The organism is Comamonadaceae bacterium OTU4NAUVB1 (assembly GCA_024372625.1).
Classification (GTDB): Bacteria; Pseudomonadota; Gammaproteobacteria; order Burkholderiales; family Burkholderiaceae_C; genus Variovorax.
Map to the genome: position 1 here is coordinate 2,358,174 of CP099605.1, position 18,684 is coordinate 2,376,857.

Genomic DNA, 18,684 nt, shown 5'->3' on the forward strand with positions numbered 1-18,684 from the left:
GGCCCGCCGCTGCCGCCGGTGCTCCACCAGCCGCCCCAGCCGCCTCCGGGCGGCTTTTTCACGCCCGCCGCGGGCACCGCACCGTAGGGAAAGACCTCGATGGTGGCGCGATATTTGCACGTAGGCTGCACTGCGTTTTTTTCCTCGTCCTTCCCTCCGGAACTCCTCTCATGCATCACTCTCCCGTTCGCGTCGCGAAGGCATCCGCCGCGCGGCAGTCCTTCCTGAGCGCCTCGATGGCGGCGGTCGCCTCGCTGGCCCTTTGCAGCGGTGCCGCGTTCGCCCAGCAGGTCAAATGGGACCTGCCCACGGCCTACCCGGCGACCAACTACCACACCGAGAACATCACCCAGTTCGCCAAGGACGTCGAGGCGGCCACCGGCGGCAAGCTGCGCATCACCGTGCACGCCAACGCGTCGCTGTTCAAGGCACCGGAGATCAAGCGCGCGGTGCAGAGCGGCCAGGCCCAGGCCGGCGAGATCCTGCTGGCCAACTACGCCAACGAGAACCCGATCTACGCGCTCGACGGCGTGCCCTTCCTGGCCACCACCTACCCCGATGCGAAGAAGCTCTACGCCGCCTCCAAGCCGGCCATGGAGAAACTGCTGGGTGCGCAGAACATCAAGGTCCTGTTCGCGGTGCCTTGGGCGCCGCAGGGCATCTACTCGAAGAAGGAGATCGCCTCGGTGGCCGACCTGCGCGGCATCAAGTGGCGCGCCTACAGCCCGGCCACCGCCAAGATCGCCGAGCTCATCGGCGCCCAGCCGGTGCAGATCCAGCAGGCCGAGCTCAGCGCCGCCATGGCCACCGGCGTGATCGAGAGCTACATGAGCTCGGGCTCGACCGGCTACGACACCAAGACCTACGAGCACATCAAGAACTTCTACGACACGCAGGCCTGGATACCCAAGAACGCGATTCTGGTCAACGCCAAGGCCTTCGACGCCCTGGACGCGCCGACCAAGGCTGCCGTCGTCAAGGCCGCGACCGATGCCGAGGCCCGCGGCTGGAAGATCGCCGAGGAGAAGAACGCCGAATACAAGCGCCTGCTGGCCGAGCGCGGCATGAAGATCCACAAGCCGTCGGCCAAGCTCGACGCCGACATGCGCCAGGTCGGCGGCATCATGCAGGCCGACTGGCTCAAGGCCGCCGGCGCGGACGGCGCCGCGATCATCGACGCCTACAAGAAGAACTGAGCGATGCGCCGCTTCCTCGATCGTCTGTACGACGGTGCGGGCGCGCTGGGTGCCTTCTGCGTGTTCCTGATCTTCGTGCTGATGATCGTCGCGGGCGTCGGCCGGCAGATGAACTGGCACGTGAGCGGACTCAACGACGTGGTCGCCTGGCTGTGCGCGGCCGCGGCGTTCTTCGCCATGGCGCACGCGTTCCGCCACGGCGACTTCGTGCGCGTGACGCTGGTGCTCGACAAGGTGCCGGCCCCGGTGCGGCGCGTGCTCGACGTGACCTGCCTGCTGATCGCCTCGGTGGCGGTCGCCTACCTCACCTACTGGGCCACCAGCTTCACCTGGGAGAGCTACGAGTTCGCCGAGATGGCGACCGGCCTCGTGGTCATCCCGATCTGGATCCCGCAATCGACCTTCGTGATCGGCTGCTGGCTGCTCCTCGTGGCCATGGTCGACGAACTCGTCGGCGTGGTGCGCGGCGAGAAGCCGAGCTACCAGCGTGCCCTGGAAGAGCGGCACGCGGCGGGCGATTTCTCCTCCGACGTCTGAAAAATTCCGATGACAGAAACTCTGTGGATGGGCGCGCTGCTGCTCGTCATCATGCTGGTGATGCTGGCCGGCGGCGTGTGGATCGCCATGACGCTGGCCATCGTCGGCTGGGTCGGACAGGCCTTCTTCACGAACACGCTGCCAGGCAAGAACCTGTTCTCGGCCTTCTGGGAGAGCAACGCGAGCTGGGAGCTGGCGGCGCTGCCGCTGTTCATCTGGATGGGCGAGATCCTGTTCCGGACCAAGCTCAGCGAGGAGATGTTCGAGGGCCTGCGGCCGTGGCTCAACCGCGTGCCGGGCCGGCTGATGCACACCACCATCCTGGGCTGCGGCGTGTTCGGCTCGGTCTCGGGCTCGTCGGCGGCGACCTGCGCGACGATCGCCAAGGTGGCCCTGCCCGAACTCAAGCGCCGCGGCTACGACGAGCAGATGGCCATCGGCTCGCTCGCCACCGCCGGCACGCTGGGCATCCTGATCCCGCCGTCGATCACGATGGTGGTCTACGCCGTGGCGGCCGACGCCTCGATCATCCGCATCTTCCTCGCCGGCTTCCTGCCGGGGCTGCTGCTGATGGGGCTGTTCTCCGGCTACATCGGCTGGTGGAGCCTGCGCAACCCGGACAAGGTGCCGCCGGCCGATCCGCCCACCAGCCTGCGCGAGAAGATCCGCCTGTCGGGCAACCTCATCCCGTGCGCCTTGCTGATCGTCTTCATCGTCTGGGTGCTGGTGGCCGGCTGGGCCACGGCCACCGAGTGCGCCGCCTTCGGCGTGCTGGGTTCGCTGGCCATCGCCGCCAAGGGCCGCAGCCTGAACTGGCGCAACTTCAGGGACGGTCTGATGGGTGCCACGCGCACCAGCTGCATGATCATGTTCATCCTGGCGGGGGCGGCCTTCCTGACCAAGACGATGGCCTTCACCGGCATTCCCCGCGAACTGGCCGAATGGGTCGACGCCATGCACCTGTCGCCCTACGCGCTCATCGGCGCGCTGGTGGTGGTGTACCTGGTGCTGGGCACGGCGCTCGACGGCATCTCGATGATCGTGCTGACCAGTGCCGTGGTGCTGCCGATGATCCAGAAGGCGGGCTTCGACCTGGTGTGGTTCGGCATCTTCATCGTGCTGCTGGTGGAGATCGCCGAGGTCACGCCGCCGGTGGGCTTCAACCTGTTCGTGCTGCAGAACATGACGGGCAAGGACAGCAACCTCATCGCCAAGGCGGCGATCCCGTTCTTCCTGTGCCTCGTGGTGTGCATCGCCCTGATCACCCTGTTCCCGAGCATCGTCACCAGCGTGCCGAACTGGATGATGGGCGTGGAGAAGTAGCTCGATGGTCGCGTGGACCCGCCGGTCGTGCTGATCAACGCGCTGGCCATCTGCGCCGCCGCCTGCGTGGGCGCGCTGCTGCGCTGGGGCGTGTCGACGTGGCTCAACCCCGGCGGCGCGATCCCCTGGGGCACGCTCGCGGTCAATCTGGTCGGCGGCTACCTGATCGGCATCGCGATCGGCGTCTTCAGCGGCCTGCCCGACATCCATCCGGCATGGCGGCTGATGGTGATCACGGGGTTCCTGGGCACACTGACGACGTTCTCAAGCTTTTCGGCCGAGACGGTCGGCATGCTGGCCGACGGCCGCTCCGGCCTCGCCCTGCTCACCATCGCGTTGCATCTGGGGGGCTCGTTGTGCCTCACCTGGCTCGGGCTGCGTACCGTGCAGGCCTTCATGCCCTGACCCGGTCGAAGTCCCCCCTCGAGGCCGGGTGCCGGACACGGGCCGACCCACCCCGTCGATAAAATCCGTCCCGATGCCCCTGGTCTTCCTCGTCGCCCTCCCCTTCATCGCCAGCGCGCTCGCGGCCTTCCTGCCGTCCAACGCCCGCAACCGGGAATCGACGCTCGCAGGCCTGGTGGCCCTGGGGTGCGCGGTGCAGGTCGCCTGGATGTTCCCGCGCCTGGCCGGTGGCAACGTCATCCGCCAGCGCATCGAGTGGCTGCCTTCGCTCGGCCTGGACCTCACGTTCCGGATGGACGGCTTCGCCTGGCTGTTCTGCATGCTGGTGCTGGGCATCGGGGCGCTGGTGGTGCTGTATTCGCGCTACTACATGTCGGCCTCCGATCCGGTGCCGCGCTTCTTCTCCTTCTTCCTCGCCTTCATGGGGGCGATGATGGGCGTGGTGCTCTCGGGCAACCTCGTCCAGATGGTGCTGTTCTGGGAACTGACCAGCCTGTTCTCCTTCCTGCTGATCGGCTACTGGCACCACCGGCGCGATGCCCGGCGCGGCGCGCGCATGGCACTGACGGTGACGGGCGCGGGCGGGTTGTGCCTGCTCGCCGGCGTGCTGATCCTCGGGCGCATCGTCGGCAGCCACGACCTCGACGTCGTCCTGGCCTCGGGCGACGCGATCCGCGCCCACGCGCTCTATCCGGCGGCGCTGGTGCTGGTGCTGCTGGGCGCCTTCACCAAGAGCGCGCAGTTCCCGTTCCATTTCTGGCTGCCGCGCGCCATGGCGGCGCCCACGCCGGTGTCGGCCTACCTGCATTCGGCCACCATGGTGAAGCTGGGCGTGTTCCTGATGGCGCGGCTCTGGCCGGCGCTCTCGGGCACGGAGGAATGGTTCTGGCTGGTCGGCGGCGCCGGGGCCATCACGCTCACGCTCGGGGCGTACATCGCGATGTTCCAGCGCGACCTGAAGGCGCTGCTCGCCTACTCGACCATCTCGCACCTGGGCCTCATCACGCTGCTGCTGGGCCTGAACAGCCCGCTGGCGGCGGTGGCGGCGGTCTTCCACATCATGAACCACGCGACCTTCAAGGCCTCGCTCTTCATGGCCGCCGGCATCATCGACCACGAAAGCGGCACGCGCGACATCCGCAAGCTCAGCGGCCTGATCCGGCTGATGCCCATCACCGGCACGCTGGCCATCATCGCCAGCGCCTCGATGGCCGGCGTGCCGCTGCTCAACGGCTTCCTGTCCAAGGAGATGTTCTTCGCGGAGACCGTGTTCATCGAGTCGACGCCGTGGATCGAGTTCGTCCTGCCGGTGATCGCCACCGTCGCGGGCATCTTCAGCGTCGCCTATTCGGCGCGCTTCGTCTTCGATGTCTTCTTCGGCCCGCCCTGCGGACCGGAGGTGCCCAAGACCCCGCACGAGCCACCGCACTGGATGCGCGTGCCGGTCGAGCTGCTGGTGCTGGTGTGCCTGGTGGTGGGCGTGGCGCCGGCCTGGTCGGTCGGGCCGCTGCTGGCCACCGCGGCCATGCCGGTCGTGGGCGGCGTGCTGCCCGACTACAGCCTCGCGGTCTGGCATGGGTTCAACCTGCCGCTGCTGATGAGCTTCATCGCGCTGGCGGCCGGGGGCGGCCTGTACCTGCTGCAGCGGCGCGGCCGCGCGCGGGGCCGGCTGTCGCACACGCCGGGGCTGGGCCGCTTCGACGGCCAGCGCATCTTCGAGAACCTCCTCGCGCGCCTGAGCGAGGCTGGCCGCCGCAGCCGGCGCCTGCTGGGCACGCACCGGTTGCAGTCGCAGCTGCTGCTGCTGGTGCTGGTGGCGCTGGCCGGCGCCGCCGCCTCGCTGTGGGTGGCGCCGGCCTTGCGCGGCACGCGCGAGCCGCTCGCCTTCTCGCCGATGTTCGCGATGACCTGGACGATCGGCGCCGTCTGCGCGCTGGCCGCCGCCTGGCAGGCCAAGTTCCACCGGCTCGCCTCGCTGATGCTGGCGGCGGCCTCGGGCCTGGTGTGCTGCATCACCTACATCTGGTTCTCCGCGCCCGACCTCGCCCTGACGCAACTGGTGGTCGAGGCGGTCACGACCGTGCTGATCCTGCTCGGCCTGCGCTGGCTGCCGATGCGCCAGCAGGCGGTCCAGCCGGCCCGCGAGCGCCTGCGGCCGTGGGGCCGGCGCGGCCGGGACCTGCTGGTGGCGACCCTGGCCGGCGGCGGCATGGCGGCGATCGCCTGGACCGTGATGACGCGCGCCTCGCCGGGCAGCATCTCCCCCTTCTTCCTGGAGCGCGCGCTGACCGAGGGCGGCGGCACCAACGTCGTCAACGTCATGCTGGTGGATTTCCGCGGCTTCGACACCTTCGGCGAGATCACCGTGCTGGGCGTGGTCGCCCTCACCGTGTACGCGCTGCTGCGGCGCTTCCGTCCGGCCATCGAGTCGATGGCGCTGCCGGCCCAGCAGCGCGCGCAGGCCGACGACGGCAGCAGCGACCTGCTCAACCCGCGCCGCGCCAAGGACACCGCCGTGGGCTACCTGATGGTGCCGGCGGTGCTGGTGCGGCTGCTGCTGCCCCTGGCCGTGCTGGTGTCGGTCTACTTCTTCATGCGCGGGCACAACGCGCCGGGCGGCGGCTTCGTCGCCGGGCTGGTGATGTCGGTGGCGCTGGTGCTGCAGTTCATCGTCTCGGGCACCGAATGGGTCGAGGAGCACCTGCGCATCTATCCGCGACGCTGGATCGCCGTCGGTCTCCTGCTGGCGCTGGCCACCGGCGGCGGTTCGGTGGTGCTGGGCTATCCGTTCCTGACCACCCACACCGCCCACCTGCACCTGCCGGTGCTCGGCGAGCTTCACGTGCCCAGCGCGCTGTTCTTCGACATGGGCGTGTTCTCGCTGGTGCTGGGCGCGACCATGCTGATCCTGACCGCGCTGGCGCACCAGTCGGTGCGCAGCCACCGCTGGGCCGACGAACAGGCCGAGCGCGAATCCGACGCCCAGGCGCACGCCCGGGTCGACGCCGACAAGGTCGCGCGTTCCGAGGCCGCCGACCCCCGCCTCGTGATCGAGGAAGCCGTGCCCCACCCCGCCGGCCTCGCGCCCCCGGCGTCCGGAGACCACTGATGGAAATCGTCCTCGCCATCGCCATCGGCGTGCTCACCGGCTCGGGGGTCTACCTGCTGCTGCGGCCACGCACCTTCCAGGTCATCATGGGCCTCACGCTGCTGTCGTACGCGGTCAACCTCTTCATCTTCAGCATGGGCCGCCTGAAGGTCGACAGCGAGCCGGTGCTCATTCCCGGCTATGCCTCCACCCTCTCGAACACCGCCGACCCGCTGCCCCAGGCGCTGGTGCTCACCGCCATCGTGATCGGCTTCGCGATGACGGCGCTGTTCCTGGTGGTGATGATCGCGCAGCGCGGCCTCTCGGGCACCGACCACGTCGACGGCCGGGAGCGCGCGGAATGATCGACGACATCGCGCGACTGCTCGACCGCCTGCTCGAGTTCACGATGCCGCACCTGGTGGCGGTGCCCATCCTCGTGCCGATGTTCACCGCCGCGCTGATGCTGCTGCTGGGCGAGCAGCGCCGGCGCCTGAAGTCGGCGCTGACGGTGATCTCCGGGCTGGTCGGCCTGATCGCCGCGCTGGCGCTGCTGCGCTGGGTCAACGCACCGGACACCGGTGGCGGACCCGGCTCCATCGGCGTCTACCTGGCGGGCAACTGGCGCGCTCCCTTCGGCATCGTGCTGGTGGCCGACCGGCTCTCCACGCTGATGGTGGCGCTCACCGGCGTGGTCGCCTTCGCGGTGTCGATCTATTCCACCTCCCGCTGGGACCGCGCCGGCGTGCATTTCCATCCGCTGCTGCAGCTGCAGCTGATGGGCCTCAACGGCGCCTTCCTCACGGGCGACCTGTTCAACCTGTTCGTGTTCTTCGAGGTCATGCTGGCCGCCTCCTACGGCCTGCTGCTGCACGGCTCGGGCCGGCTGCGGGTGCGCGCCGGGCTGCACTACATCGCCATCAACCTGGCGGCCTCCTCGCTGTTCCTGGTCGGCGCGGCGCTGCTGTACGGCGTGACGGGCACGCTCAACATGGCCGATCTGGGCGTGCGCATCGCCGGGCTCGACGCCGGCGACCGCGGGCTGGTGCACGCCGCCGCCGCCATCCTCGCGACCGCGTTCTTCGCCAAGGCGGGCGCCTGGCCACTGAACTTCTGGCTGGTGCCCGCCTACAGCGCCGCGGTGGCGCCGGTCAGCGCCGTCTTCGCCCTGCTGACCAAGCTGGGCGTCTATACCGTGCTGCGGCTGTGGACCCTGATGTTCGCGCCCGACGCCGGCGTGTCGGCGCAGTTCGGCCAGGGCGCGCTGGTGGGGCTGGGGATCGCCACGCTGTTCGCCGCCGCGCTGGGCGTGGTCGGCACGCAGCGGCTGTCCAACCTCGCGAGCTTCTGCGTGCTGGTCTCCGCCGGCACGCTGCTGGCGGCCGTCGGGCTGGGACAGCCGGGTGTCTGGGCCGGAGCGCTCTACTACCTGCTGAACTCCACGCTGGCGGCGAGCGCGTTCTTCCTGCTCATCGACATGATCGAGCGCTGGCGCAACGCGGGCGCCAGCATCGCGCCGCACGAGCGCGCGGGCAGCGCCCCGTTCCTGGCGGAGGACCTGACCGTGCACGCGCACGTCAACCTCGACGACGAGCAGCAGGCGCTCTACGGCCGCGCCATCCCCGCCGGGGTGGCGTTCCTGGGGCTGGGCTTCGTGGGCTGCGCGTTGCTGCTGGCGGGACTGCCGCCGTTTTCCGGCTTCGTCGGCAAGTTCGCGATGCTCGCCAGCCTGCTCGACGCGCCGCGCGTGAGTCCCGCGGGCTGGACCTTCCTGGCGATGCTGCTGGCCTCGGGCTTCCTGACGCTGGTGGCGTTCAGCCGCACCGGCATCCGCCATTTCTGGACCCAGGACCACATCGCCCAGCCGTCCCTGCGCGCGCTGGAGGTGCTGCCCGTGGCGGTGCTGCTGGCCGCGTGCGTGGCCCTGACGATCCAGGCCGAGCCGGTGATGCAGCACGCCCAGGCGACCGCCGAGGGCCTGCTGCACCCCGATGCCTATCGCGAGGCCGTCTTCGGCGCCCGCCAGATCCCGAGCCCGACCCCGGGCACCGCCGCAGGGGGTGCCGCGCCATGATCCGCCGCTGGATTCCGTCCCCGCCGCTGTCGATCGCGCTGTTCGTCGTCTGGCTGCTGCTCAACCAGTCCCTCGACACGGCGACCCTGCTGATGGCGCTGCTCCTGGCGCTGGTGGTGCCGCTGCTCACGCGCGGGCTGCGCCCGGCGGCCGTGCGCATGCGCCGCCCGCTGGTGGCCGCGCGGCTCGTCGTCGTCGTGCTGCGCGACATGGTGCGTTCGGCCCTGATGGTCGCGCGCGAGCTGCTCACGCGCCGCACCGACGACATCCCCTCGCACTTCCTGCTGATTCCCCTGGACGTGCGCGACGCCAACGCGCTCGCGGTCCTGGCGATGATCCTGTGCCTGACCCCGGGCACCGCCTGGGGCGAACTCAGCCTCGACCGCTCGACCCTGCTGCTGCACGTCTTCGACCTGAAGGACGAGCAGGGGATGATCCGCATGATCAAGGACCGCTACGAGAAGCCGCTGATGGAGATCTTCGAGTCATGACGCCCGTGCTGCTGTGGGGCCTGAAGGCCGCCCTCTTCCTGCTGGCCATCGCCATGCTGTGCGCGCTCTACCGGCTGCTGGCCGGTCCGAGCGCGCAGGATCGCGTGATGGCGCTGGACTGCCTCTACATCAACGGCATGCTGATGATGCTGGTGCTGGGCATCGTCTACGCGAGCAACGTCTACTTCGAGGCGGCGATGCTGGTGGCGCTGTTCGGCTTCGTCAGTTCCACCGCGCTCGCCAAGTTCCTGCTGCGCGGCGAGGTGATCGAGTGATGCCCGAGTTCGTCGCCACGCCGCTGCCGCTGTGGGCCGAGATCGTGACGGCGGTCTTCGCCGTGGCGGGCGCGGCCTTCGCCGCCATCGGCTCGTTCGGGCTGGTGCGCATGCCGAGCTTCTTCCGCCGCATCCACACGCCCACCCTGGGCGCGACGGCCGGCGTGTGGTGCGTGACCATCGCCACCATCGTGTACTTCTCGATGCAGGGCGCCAACCTGTTCCTGCACGCGGTGCTCATCACGCTGTTCATCGCGCTCACCGCGCCGGTCACCACCATCTTCCTGATGCGCGCGGCCCTCTTCCGCGAACGCCAGAAGGGCGGCGACGTCCCGCAGGCGCACCCGGGCGACGAACTCGGCCTGGACGCCGACGGCCAGCCCAGGAAGCCCGCGGGCACGTCGGTCCCGACGCCGGACTGACCGCGTTCAGGCCGGCTCCCGCAGCCCCTCCAGCGACGCCTTCGCGCTCGCCACCTCGATCTCCCGGGGCAGCGTCACGCCGTTCTTCACGGCCAGGATCTCCGCCATCACGCTGACCGCGATCTCCGGCGGCGTCTTGCTGCCGATGTAGATGCCGATCGGCCCGCGCAGGCGCTGCAGCGAGGCCGCCGTGTGGCCGAAATGCTCCACCATGCGTTCGCGCCGGGCCTGCGCGTTGCGGCGCGAGCCGATGGCGCCGACGTAGAACGCTTCGCTGTCCAGGGCCTCCAGCAGCGCCAGGTCGTCGATCTTCGGATCGTGCGCGAGCGCGACCACGCAGCTGCGGCGGTCCGGCCGGAAGGCGATCACGGCGTCGTCGGGCATCTGCGTCGTGATCGTCACGCCGGGCACGGCCCAGGCGCCCCGGTACTCCGCGCGCGGGTCGCACAGCGTCACCGCGAAGCCGCTGAACTTGGCCATCGTCGCGAGGTACTCGGCCAGCTGTCCGGCCCCGACGATCAGCATGCGGAACGCCGGCCCGAAGCCGTTGACGAACCAGCCGTCGGCCACGTGCGCCTCCACCGTCGCCCCGCCCGCCTCGAGCCGCACCGCGCCGTCCGCCAGCGAGACGGCGCGGCGCATCGGCCGGCCGTCCTGCAGCGACGCGACCAGCGTGGCGAGCGCGTCGGCGTCGGGGTCGTGCTCGATCAGCAGCTCGAGCGTGCCGCCGCACGGCAGCCCGAAGCGGTGGGCCTCGTCGGCCGAGACGCCATAGGTCACGCTGGCCGGCCGCCGCGAGTCGCGCGGCAGGTGCAGGCGGCCGCGATGGCGCGCGATCAGGTCGTCCTCGATGCAGCCGCCCGAGACCGAACCCACCACCGAGCCGTCGTCGGCCAGCGCCATGATCGAGCCGACCGGCCGCGGCGACGAGCCCCAGGTGCGCGTCACGGTGGCCAGCAGGGCGTGCCGGCCGGCGCGCCGCCAGTCGAGGAGCGCGCGGATCACTGTCAGGTCGAGGTTGTCCATACGCCCAGTGTGCGCGGCACCCGGGCGCGCGACCGTCGGACGCGAACGGTTTCGCCCGCCTCAGCCGGTCAGCGCGACCACCCAGGCCGACGCGTCGACGGCGGCGCGCACCCGCTGGCGCGTGCGCAGCGCGGTGCCGGCGGCGGCGAAGCCGACGAGCCGCAGGCCGCCCGCCAGCGTCACCACCAGTTCGTCGCCGCCCTCGTCGCGCGTGATGCCGGAGACGGTGCCCTCGAGCCGGTCGACGGCGTCGGTCGGCGCGTGCGGTCCGGGCGCGGACCCGGCGGTCCGCCGCGCGGCCGGGGGCGAGCGGTCGAAGCGCACGGCCGTCGCCTTGCACAGCGCGATCACCGGCAGGCCGGGGCGCAGTCCCAGCAACTCGGCGCTCTCGGCCGTGAGGCGCGCGGCGACCGCCGGACCGCCCTCGGGACGCCCGTCGAAGCGCAGGATCGCGCGCGCGATGCGGCCGGCGACGTCCAGGCGCTCGACCGTCGCGGGCAGCTGGTTGCGCATGCTGGTGCGCAGGGCGACGCGGGGCAGCGCGGCGCCGTCCGCGGACAGCCATTGCGCATGCACCTCGCGCCGCGCCGCGTCGAGCGCTCCGGCCAGCGCCAGCAGCCGCGTGCCCTGCGCCGTCAGCCGCGCGCCCCCGCCACCCGCGCCGCCCACCGCTCGCTCGACCAGCGCGACGCCGGCCAGGTTGGTCAGGGTGTCGATGGCCTGCCACGCCGCCTTGTAGCTGATGCCGGCCTCGCGCGCGGCGCGCGAGATGCTGCCGGTGGCCGCGATGCCGCGCAGGATCTCGATGCGCTTGTCGCCGGCGCCGTGGCCGAGGGCGTCGATCGAGGGCGCGGGGGGCGAGGCGGAGGACCGGAGGGACATCGGGCGATTGTCGACCGGGGTCTGGCTATGATGGCGCTATTCCTTTTTTGAATAACGCTTCGCACGAGGCCGCGATCCGACCATGACCACCTCCACCCATCGCCTGCGCAACGGTGCGCTCGCCGCCGTGCTGCTCGCCGGTGCCGGCCTCGCGCAGGCGCAGGAACTGGTCGTCTCCGCCGCCGCCAGCCTGACCCAGGCCTTCCAGTCGATCGGCACGGCGTTCGAGCGGACGCGTCCAGGCGCCCGCGTGACGTTCAATTTCGCCGCCTCGGGCCCCCTGCTCGCGCAGATCCGGCAGGGCGCACCGGTCGACGTGTTCGCCTCGGCCGACCAGGAAACGATGGACCGGGCGGCCAGCGGTGCGTTGCTGGCCGAGGGCACGCGGGCCGATTTCGCCCGCAACGCGCTGGTGCTCGTCGTGCCGGCGAACGCCACGCGCACGCCGGCCGCCCTGGCCGACCTGGCGGGCGACGGCTACGCCCGGATCGCCACCGGCACGCCCTCGTCCGTGCCCGCCGGCCGCTACGCGGCCCAGGCCGTGCGCCAGGCCGGCCTGACCGACGCCCTGGCGCCGCGCTGGATCTACGGGGAAAACGTGCGCCAGGTGCTCAACTACGTCGCACGTGGCGAGGTCGATGCCGGCTTCGTCTACCGCACCGATGCCCTGGTCGAGCGCGCGAAGGTCCGCATCGCGCTGGCCGTCCCCACCGCCACGCCGGTGAGCTATCCCATCGCCCGCATCGCCGGCGGCAGGAACGCGGCGCTGGCGGGCGACTTCATCGCCTTCGTGCGCGGCGCCGAGGGCCAGCGCATCCTCGAAGGCGCCGGCTTCTCGCGGCCCTGAGCGCCCGCCGGTCGCCGCTTGCCACCCCGATCCTCCTCCCGCGCGCCGCCTCCCACGTGCTCACCCCCCTCTGGCTCACGCTCAAGGTCGCCGTCCTCGCCACGCTGCTGGCGGGCGCGGCGGGCATCGCGCTGGGCTGGTGGATGTCGCGCCGGCGCTTCGCCGGCCAGTCCCTCGCCGACGCGCTGCTCATGCTGCCCATGGTGCTGCCGCCGACCGTGCTGGGCTACTACCTGATCGTGCTGATCGGGCGCAACGGCGTGCTCGGCCGGCACCTGCAGGCGTGGTTCGGCATCAACCTGATGTTCACGTGGCAGGGGGCGGTCATCGCCGCGGCGGTGGTGGCGCTGCCGCTGATCTACAAGGCCGCGCGCGCCGCCTTCGAGGAGGTCGACGGCCGCTTCGCGCAGGCCGCGCGCACGCTGGGCGCGGGCGAACTGGAGATCTTCCTGCGCATCGCCCTGCCACTGGCGGTGCGCGGCATCGCATCGGGCCTGATGCTCGCCTTCGCGCGCGCCATGGGCGAGTTCGGCGCCACGCTGATGATCGCGGGGAACCTGCCGGGCCGCACGCAGACGCTGTCGATCGCCGTCTACGAGGCCGTTCAGGCCGGCGACGACGCGCAGGCGCTGTGGCTCACGGCGGTGATCTCGGCGGTCTGCGTCACGGTGCTGGTGGCTTCCGGCCGCCTGCTGCGGGCGCGGCATTGAACGCCATGACGGATGCCCCGCGCCCCGACGATCCGGCCCGCCCGGCGCTCGACGTCCACGTCCGCGCCACGCTGGCGTCGGGCGAGCGGCGCTTCGCGCTGGACACGGCCTTCGTGTCGCGGGCCATGCGCACGGCGTTGATGGGCGCGTCGGGCTCGGGCAAGTCGACCGTGCTGATGGCGCTCGCCGGTCTGCTGCCGGGCGTGCGCGGCCATGTGCGGATCGGTGCGCACACCCTGCTCGACAGCGCCGCGGGCATCGACCTGCCGGCGCGCGCGCGCGGCGTGGGCGTGGTGTTCCAGGACTACGCGCTGTTTCCCCACCTGACGGTGGCGCAGAACCTCGAGTTCGGCGTGCGGCGCCTCGGGCACCGGATCGCCGAGGCGGACCGGGCCCACATCGATGCGCTGGTCGGGCAGTTCGGTCTGGCCACGCTGCGCGACGCGCGGCCCGGGCACCTGTCGGGGGGCCAGCGCCAGCGCGTGGCCCTGGCGCGGGCGCTGGCGCCGCGCCCCCACCTGCTGCTGCTCGACGAGCCGCTGTCGGCGCTCGACGCGCCACTGCGCACGCGCCTGCGCGCCGAACTGGCCGAGATGCTGGAACGCGTGCGGGTGCCCACGCTGCTGGTCACGCACGACCCGGCCGACGTCGAGGCGCTGGCGCAGGCGGTGGTGCGCATCGACGTCGGGCGCGTGACGCCCGGCTGACCGGCTCGGCGCTCAGCTCGCCGGCATCAGGAAGTCCTGGCTGATGCGCGCGCCGACCTCGTTGACGCGGTCGAGGAACTGCGTGAGGTAGGCGTGCAGCCCGGTCGCCAGGATCTCGTCGACGCGGGCGTACTGCAGGTCCGCCAGCAGCTTGCCGGCACGGCGGCGCGTCTCGCTGCCGGGGTCGTTGGAGACCTGGTCGAGGTTGGCCACCACCTCGTGCAGGCTGTGGTGCAGCGAGCGCGGCATGTCCGCGCGCAGGATCAGGAGTTCGGCCACGCGCTCGGGCTTGATGACGTCGCGGTAGACCTTGCGGTAGGTCTCGAAGGCCGAGACGCTGCGCAGGATCGCGCTCCAGTGATAGAAGTCGTACTCCTGGTCCTCCTCGGTGGCGGTGCCGAAGAACTCGCTGTTGAGGGCGTGGAACTTCACGTCCACCAGGCGCGCGGTGTTGTCGGCGCGCTCCAGGAACGTGCCCAGGCGCGAGAAGTAGAACGCCTCGTCCTGCAGCATGGTGCCCAGCGTGACGCCGCGCGAGAGGTGCGAGCGGAACTTCACCCACTCGAAGAACTGGGCCGGATCGCGCTCGAGGGCGCCGTTGCGCAGCATGCGGTTGACTTCGAGCCAGGTCGTGTTCTGCGTCTCCCAGGCCTCGGTGGTGAGCGCGCCGCGCACGGCGCGCGCGTTCTCGCGCGCGCCCTTCAGGCAGGAGATGATCGACGACGGGTTGTCCTCGTCCTTGACCATGAAGTCGATCACCTCGTCGGGCGTGATCTGGTCGTGTTCCTTGTTGTAGGCGGGCAGCAGTTCGCTGATCGACAGTACGCCCTGCCAGCCGTACTTGGCGACCTCGGCGGACTGCGGCAGCAGCGAGGTCTGGTAGTTGACGTCGAGCATGCGGGCCGTGTTCTCGGCCCGCTCGGTGTAGCGCGACATCCAGTAGAGGTGATCGGCGGTGCGTGACAGCATGGGGGACGTGCTCCTCTGGGCCTCAGGCCGATGTTTGTTTCTGTGCCTGCACGGCGGCCGCGGCGACCTCGCTGGCCGCCTGCCGGGCGCCGCGACGGTCGCTCTCGATGATCCAGGTGTCCTTGGTGCCCCCGCCCTGGGACGAATTCACCACCAGCGAGCCCTCCTTGAGCGCCACCCGCGTGAGGCCGCCAGGCACCATCTGCACCTCCTTGGCGGTCAGCACGAAGGGCCGCAGGTCGATGTGGCGCGGCGCGATGCCCGCCTCGACGAACGTCGGGGAAGTCGACAGGCTCAGCGTGGGCTGCGCGATGTAGCCATCGGGCTTGGCGATCACGGCGCGCTTGAAGTCCTCGATCTCGGCCTGGGTCGACGCCGGACCGATCAGCATGCCGTAGCCGCCGGCGCCGTGCACCTCCTTGACCACCAGGTCCTTCATGTGGTCGAGCGTGTACTGCAGGTCGTCCTTGTTGCGGCACATGTAGGTCGGCACGTTCTTCAGGATCGGCTGCTCGCCCAGGTAGAACTCGATCATCTTGGGCACGTACGGGTAGATCGACTTGTCGTCGGCCACGCCCGTGCCCACGGCGTTGGAGATGGCGACGTTGCCCGCGCGGTAGGCGCGCATGAGGCCGGCGCAGCCGAGCGTGGAGTCGGGCTTGAAGACTTCCGGGTCGAGGAAGTCGTCGTCCACGCGGCGGTAGATGACGTCCACGCGCTTCGGACCGCGCGTGGTGCGCATGTAGACGAAGTCGTCCTTCACGAACAGGTCCTGGCCCTCGACCAGCTCGATGCCCATCTGCTGGGCGAGGAAGGCGTGCTCGAAGTAGGCGCTGTTGTACATGCCCGGCGTGAGCACGACGACGGTCGGCTCGGCGGTGGCCGGCGGCGCGCTCGCGCGCAGCGTCTCCAGCAGCAGATCGGGGTAGTGCGCGACCGGCGCGATGCGGTTCTGGCTGAACAGGTCGGGGAACAGCCGCATCATCATCTTGCGGTTCTCCAGCATGTAGCTCACGCCGCTGGGCACGCGCAGGTTGTCCTCCAGCACGTAGTACTCGCCGTTGCCCTGGGCGTCGGGCGCGCGCACGATGTCGATGCCCGAGATGTTCGAGTAGACGTTGTTGGGCACCGTGACGCCCATCATCTCCGGGCGGAACTGGGCGTTGTTCAGGATCTGCTCGGCCGGGACGATGCCCGCCCTGATGATGTCCTGGTCGTGGTAGACGTCGTGGATGAAGCGGTTGAGCGCCGTCACGCGCTGCACCAGGCCCCGCTCCATCAGCTCCCACTCGTGGGCCGGGATGATGCGCGGCAGCAGGTCGAAGGGAATCAGCCGCTCGGTGCCCGAGCCGTCCTCGTCCTTGGCGCCGTACACCGCGAAGGTGATGCCGACGCGGCGGAAGATGAGTTCGGCCTCCTCGCGTCGGGAACGCATGAGCTCGCCGGGCTGGCGCGACAGCCACTGGTCGTAGCGCGCGTAATGGCTGCGGATCGCAGCGCCGGCATAGGGCAGCTGCTCGTACATCTCGTCGAATTTGTGCATGTGAACAACCATTTCTCCTGCGTGGAGCTTAGCAATTTCGAGGCCAAGCAGCGGCGTTCTTTTGCACGGGCGCGACGGGGGCGGCTCAGCCTCCCCGCTCGATCAGGGCGTCCAGCGCCACGGCGCCCTCGCCCCGGGCGCCGACCAGCACCGGGTTGACGTCGATCGAGGCGATCGCGCCGCCGGCATCCACCACGAGGCGCCCGACCGCCACCGCCAGCGCGGCCAGCGCGTCCACGTCGAGCGGCGGATCGCCCCGCACGCCCTCGATGAGCGGCGCGACGCGCAGCGTGCGCAGCGCCGCCGTCACGTCCGCGGCGGCGAACGGCGGCAGCAGCACGGCGACGTCCTGCAGGGCCTCCACGTACTTGCCGCTGTCGCCCACCACCACGACCGGGCCGAACACCGGATCGACGCGCGCGCCGACCATGAACTCGCGCTGCCCCCGGCGCATCGCGGCCACGATCACGCCGTCCCGGGCCGCACCCAGCCCGGCCAGCGTGGCCCACTGGCGCTCGAACAGCGCCCGGGCCTCGGCCGCCGTGGTCACGCCCAGGGCCACCAGCCCGTGCTCGGACTTGTGCGGCACGTCGCGCGAGCAGGCCTTGACGACCGCCGGCGCGCCCACCGCCGCCAGCGCCTCGGCGGCCTCGTCGGCGCTGCGGCACAGCCGGTGCGCCACCACCGGCACCCCGGCGTCGGCCAGCACCGCCAGGCTCTGCGCCTCGTCGAGGAAGCGGCCGGAGCCCGGCGGCAGCGCGGGCGCGGCGCCGGCCGGCCACGGCACGACGGCGCGGCGCATCAGCGCGGTGTGCGCGGCCAGCTGCGCCAGCGTGCCCAGCGCGTCGTGCTCGTTGGCGTAGGTCGGGATGCCCTGCGCCCTGAACGGGGCGGCCACGGACTCCTGCCAGGCCGCGACCACGACCGGCTTGCCGGTGTCGCGCGCGAAGGCCGCCGTGTCGCGCGCGAAGGCCTCGACGTCGTAGCCGGCGCCGGCCACGGGGATGTTGACGAAGAACAGGTCGGCCGCCGGGTCGCGCGCCAGCGCCGGCAGCACGTCGCCGAACAGGCCGCTGTTGGACAGCAGCGCCGCCGTGATGTCGATCGGATTGACCGCCGTCGCGAAGCCCGGCAGGCGGGCGGCCACGTCGGCGCGGGTGGCGGGCGCCAGCTCGGCCAGCGGCAGCGCAAAGTCCTCGGAGGCGTCGGCGCCCATCACGCAGCTCGCGCCGGAGTTGCTGACGATCACCAGGCGCCGGCCCTCGGGCCGCCAGCCCTTGAGGTAGGCCTCGGCCGCCAGCGCCTGCGCGTGCGGGTCGCGCACCCGCCAGATGCCGTGCTGGCGGAAGAAGGCGTCGACCGTGCGGTCCTCGTTGGCCAGCGAGCCGGTGTGCGACGCCGCCGCCTTCTGGCCGCTGGCCGAGCGCCCGGCCTTGACCGCGATGATCGGCAGGTCGCGCTCGCGGGCGTAGGCGGCCGTGCGCGCGAGCAGCGCCGGGTCGGCGATGGTCTCCAGGTAGAGCAGCAGCAGCCTGACGTCCGGGTCATGCGCCACCGCCCAGGCCAGGTCGGCGACGGTGATGTCGGCCTCGTTGCCGGTCGCGTGCACGTGGCGCACGCCCAGGCCGCGCCCGCGCAGCAGGCCGTACGCCATGGCGCACATGCCGCCGCTCTGGCTGACGATGCCCACCGGGCCGTCGGCCGGCGGCACTTCCACGAACATGGTGGAGAAGCCGGCGATGGCGCCGGTGCCGAAGTTCGCGAGCCCCTGCGTGTTGGGGCCGTAGAGCCGCATGCCGGCGGCGCGCGCGGTCTCGACCATGGCGCGCTGCACCGCGCGCCCCGCCTCCCCGGTCTCGCCGAAGCCCGAGGCCACCACCACCGCCGACTTCACGCCCCGCGCCGCGCACTGCGCGACGGCCTCGACCGCCTTGTCGCCGCCGACGATGACCATCGCCAGATCGGGCACCTCGGGCAGGTCGTCGAGCGAGGCATGGCTGCACAGGCCCTGCACTTCCTCGCGCGCCGGGTTGATCGGGTAGATGCGGCCGAGGAAGCCGTGCTTCTGCATGTAGTGGATCGGCCGGCCGCCGATCTTGTGGATGTTCTCGGAGGCGCCGATGACGGCGACGGACCGGGGGTCGAGGGCGGATTCGAGCAGGTCGGACATGGGGCTGGGCCTCGCAGGA

Annotated in this window: 18 protein-coding genes; 13 read left to right on the forward strand and 5 right to left on the reverse strand. The window is 71.2% G+C overall.

What is annotated here, in order from left to right; translation table 11 throughout:
- Nucleotides 1-236: 236 nt before the first annotated feature.
- The 10 genes from NF681_14530 (at nucleotide 237) to mnhG (ending at nucleotide 9,811) form a co-directional block, all read left to right on the forward strand.
- Nucleotides 237-1,196, forward strand: a complete 960-nt coding sequence (locus NF681_14530) for a TRAP transporter substrate-binding protein (protein ID UST55786.1) — start codon at nucleotides 237-239, stop codon at nucleotides 1,194-1,196.
- A gap of 3 nt (nucleotides 1,197-1,199) precedes the next feature.
- Entirely contained in the window at nucleotides 1,200-1,733 is a 534-nt protein-coding gene (locus NF681_14535) for a TRAP transporter small permease (GenBank protein ID UST53521.1), read from the forward strand.
- 9 nt (nucleotides 1,734-1,742) lie between these two features.
- A complete protein-coding gene (locus NF681_14540; GenBank protein ID UST53522.1) occupies nucleotides 1,743-3,056 on the forward strand; it encodes a TRAP transporter large permease subunit in 1,314 nt (437 codons plus the stop codon).
- Between the two features lie 27 nt (nucleotides 3,057-3,083).
- Complete coding sequence (crcB, locus tag NF681_14545; protein UST55787.1) at nucleotides 3,084-3,461, forward strand: fluoride efflux transporter CrcB; 378 nt, start codon at nucleotides 3,084-3,086, stop codon at nucleotides 3,459-3,461.
- Nucleotides 3,462-3,534: 73 nt separating this feature from the next.
- A complete protein-coding gene (locus NF681_14550; GenBank protein UST53523.1) occupies nucleotides 3,535-6,570 on the forward strand; it encodes a monovalent cation/H+ antiporter subunit A in 3,036 nt (1,011 codons plus the stop codon).
- Nucleotides 6,570-6,914 carry a Na+/H+ antiporter subunit C gene (locus tag NF681_14555; protein UST53524.1) on the forward strand — a complete coding sequence of 115 codons (345 nt, stop codon included), beginning with the start codon at nucleotides 6,570-6,572 and terminating at the stop codon, nucleotides 6,912-6,914. Before NF681_14550 ends, NF681_14555 begins: the two co-directional genes overlap by 1 nt.
- On the forward strand, nucleotides 6,911-8,623 hold the full coding sequence (locus NF681_14560) for a monovalent cation/H+ antiporter subunit D (protein UST53525.1): 1,713 nt from the start codon (nucleotides 6,911-6,913) through the stop codon (nucleotides 8,621-8,623). Before NF681_14555 ends, NF681_14560 begins: the two co-directional genes overlap by 4 nt.
- Nucleotides 8,623-9,114: a Na+/H+ antiporter subunit E gene (locus NF681_14565; GenBank protein UST55788.1), complete on the forward strand. Its 492-nt coding sequence runs from the start codon at nucleotides 8,623-8,625 to the stop codon at nucleotides 9,112-9,114. The genes NF681_14560 and NF681_14565 overlap by 1 nt, the downstream gene beginning before the upstream one ends.
- Nucleotides 9,111-9,389 carry a K+/H+ antiporter subunit F gene (locus NF681_14570; protein UST53526.1) on the forward strand — a complete coding sequence of 93 codons (279 nt, stop codon included), beginning with the start codon at nucleotides 9,111-9,113 and terminating at the stop codon, nucleotides 9,387-9,389. The genes NF681_14565 and NF681_14570 overlap by 4 nt, the downstream gene beginning before the upstream one ends.
- A complete protein-coding gene (gene mnhG, locus NF681_14575; GenBank protein ID UST53527.1) occupies nucleotides 9,389-9,811 on the forward strand; it encodes a monovalent cation/H(+) antiporter subunit G in 423 nt (140 codons plus the stop codon). The genes NF681_14570 and mnhG overlap by 1 nt, the downstream gene beginning before the upstream one ends.
- 6 nt (nucleotides 9,812-9,817) lie before the next feature.
- Here the strand turns inward: mnhG and NF681_14580 are convergent, their stop codons facing one another.
- Together NF681_14580 and NF681_14585 are read right to left on the reverse strand one after the other, a co-directional pair.
- Nucleotides 9,818-10,837 (reverse strand): XdhC family protein, encoded by a 1,020-nt coding sequence (locus tag NF681_14580; protein ID UST53528.1) that lies wholly within the window; start codon nucleotides 10,835-10,837, stop codon nucleotides 9,818-9,820.
- Nucleotides 10,838-10,897: 60 nt separating this feature from the next.
- Entirely contained in the window at nucleotides 10,898-11,719 is an 822-nt protein-coding gene (locus NF681_14585; GenBank protein UST53529.1) for a LysR family transcriptional regulator, read from the reverse strand.
- 82 nt (nucleotides 11,720-11,801) lie between these two features.
- On the opposite strand from NF681_14585, the gene modA reads away from it, so the two are divergent.
- From modA to NF681_14600, 3 genes are read left to right on the forward strand one after another with little or no spacing between them, the layout of a single operon-like run.
- Nucleotides 11,802-12,566 carry a molybdate ABC transporter substrate-binding protein gene (gene modA / locus NF681_14590; protein UST53530.1) on the forward strand — a complete coding sequence of 255 codons (765 nt, stop codon included), beginning with the start codon at nucleotides 11,802-11,804 and terminating at the stop codon, nucleotides 12,564-12,566.
- 56 nt (nucleotides 12,567-12,622) lie between these two features.
- Nucleotides 12,623-13,276 (forward strand): molybdate ABC transporter permease subunit, encoded by a 654-nt coding sequence (gene modB, locus NF681_14595; GenBank protein ID UST53531.1) that lies wholly within the window; start codon nucleotides 12,623-12,625, stop codon nucleotides 13,274-13,276.
- A gap of 5 nt (nucleotides 13,277-13,281) precedes the next feature.
- Entirely contained in the window at nucleotides 13,282-13,983 is a 702-nt protein-coding gene (locus tag NF681_14600; GenBank protein UST53532.1) for an ATP-binding cassette domain-containing protein, read from the forward strand.
- A gap of 12 nt (nucleotides 13,984-13,995) precedes the next feature.
- Here NF681_14600 and NF681_14605 read toward each other — a convergent pair whose 3' ends face one another.
- From NF681_14605 to NF681_14615, 3 genes are all read right to left on the reverse strand, one after another.
- Entirely contained in the window at nucleotides 13,996-14,952 is a 957-nt protein-coding gene (locus NF681_14605; protein ID UST53533.1) for an alpha-E domain-containing protein, read from the reverse strand.
- A gap of 22 nt (nucleotides 14,953-14,974) precedes the next feature.
- Nucleotides 14,975-16,495 (reverse strand): circularly permuted type 2 ATP-grasp protein, encoded by a 1,521-nt coding sequence (locus NF681_14610; protein UST53534.1) that lies wholly within the window; start codon nucleotides 16,493-16,495, stop codon nucleotides 14,975-14,977.
- A gap of 85 nt (nucleotides 16,496-16,580) precedes the next feature.
- Nucleotides 16,581-18,665, reverse strand: coding sequence for an acetate--CoA ligase family protein (locus NF681_14615; GenBank protein ID UST53535.1), 2,085 nt, complete (start codon nucleotides 18,663-18,665; stop codon nucleotides 16,581-16,583).
- Nucleotides 18,666-18,684 lie beyond the last annotated feature (19 nt).

What these genes read in the sequence shown, in the direction of transcription:
- NF681_14615 (UST53535.1), bottom strand. Translation starts at nt 18,665, where the DNA reads ATGTCCGACCTGCTCGAATCCGCCCTCGACCCCCGGTCCGTCGCCGTC.
- modA (UST53530.1), top strand. Translation starts at nt 11,802, where the DNA reads ATGACCACCTCCACCCATCGCCTGCGCAACGGTGCGCTCGCCGCCGTG.
- NF681_14600 (UST53532.1), top strand. Translation starts at nt 13,282, where the DNA reads ATGACGGATGCCCCGCGCCCCGACGATCCGGCCCGCCCGGCGCTCGAC.
- mnhG (UST53527.1), top strand. Translation starts at nt 9,389, where the DNA reads ATGCCCGAGTTCGTCGCCACGCCGCTGCCGCTGTGGGCCGAGATCGTG.
- NF681_14535 (UST53521.1), top strand. Translation starts at nt 1,200, where the DNA reads ATGCGCCGCTTCCTCGATCGTCTGTACGACGGTGCGGGCGCGCTGGGT.
- NF681_14570 (UST53526.1), top strand. Translation starts at nt 9,111, where the DNA reads ATGACGCCCGTGCTGCTGTGGGGCCTGAAGGCCGCCCTCTTCCTGCTG.
- NF681_14540 (UST53522.1), top strand. Translation starts at nt 1,743, where the DNA reads ATGACAGAAACTCTGTGGATGGGCGCGCTGCTGCTCGTCATCATGCTG.
- NF681_14550 (UST53523.1), top strand. Translation starts at nt 3,535, where the DNA reads ATGCCCCTGGTCTTCCTCGTCGCCCTCCCCTTCATCGCCAGCGCGCTC.
- NF681_14555 (UST53524.1), top strand. Translation starts at nt 6,570, where the DNA reads ATGGAAATCGTCCTCGCCATCGCCATCGGCGTGCTCACCGGCTCGGGG.
- NF681_14605 (UST53533.1), bottom strand. Translation starts at nt 14,952, where the DNA reads ATGCTGTCACGCACCGCCGATCACCTCTACTGGATGTCGCGCTACACC.
- NF681_14585 (UST53529.1), bottom strand. Translation starts at nt 11,719, where the DNA reads ATGTCCCTCCGGTCCTCCGCCTCGCCCCCCGCGCCCTCGATCGACGCC.
- NF681_14530 (UST55786.1), top strand. Translation starts at nt 237, where the DNA reads ATGGCGGCGGTCGCCTCGCTGGCCCTTTGCAGCGGTGCCGCGTTCGCC.
- NF681_14580 (UST53528.1), bottom strand. Translation starts at nt 10,837, where the DNA reads ATGGACAACCTCGACCTGACAGTGATCCGCGCGCTCCTCGACTGGCGG.
- NF681_14560 (UST53525.1), top strand. Translation starts at nt 6,911, where the DNA reads ATGATCGACGACATCGCGCGACTGCTCGACCGCCTGCTCGAGTTCACG.
- NF681_14610 (UST53534.1), bottom strand. Translation starts at nt 16,495, where the DNA reads ATGCACAAATTCGACGAGATGTACGAGCAGCTGCCCTATGCCGGCGCT.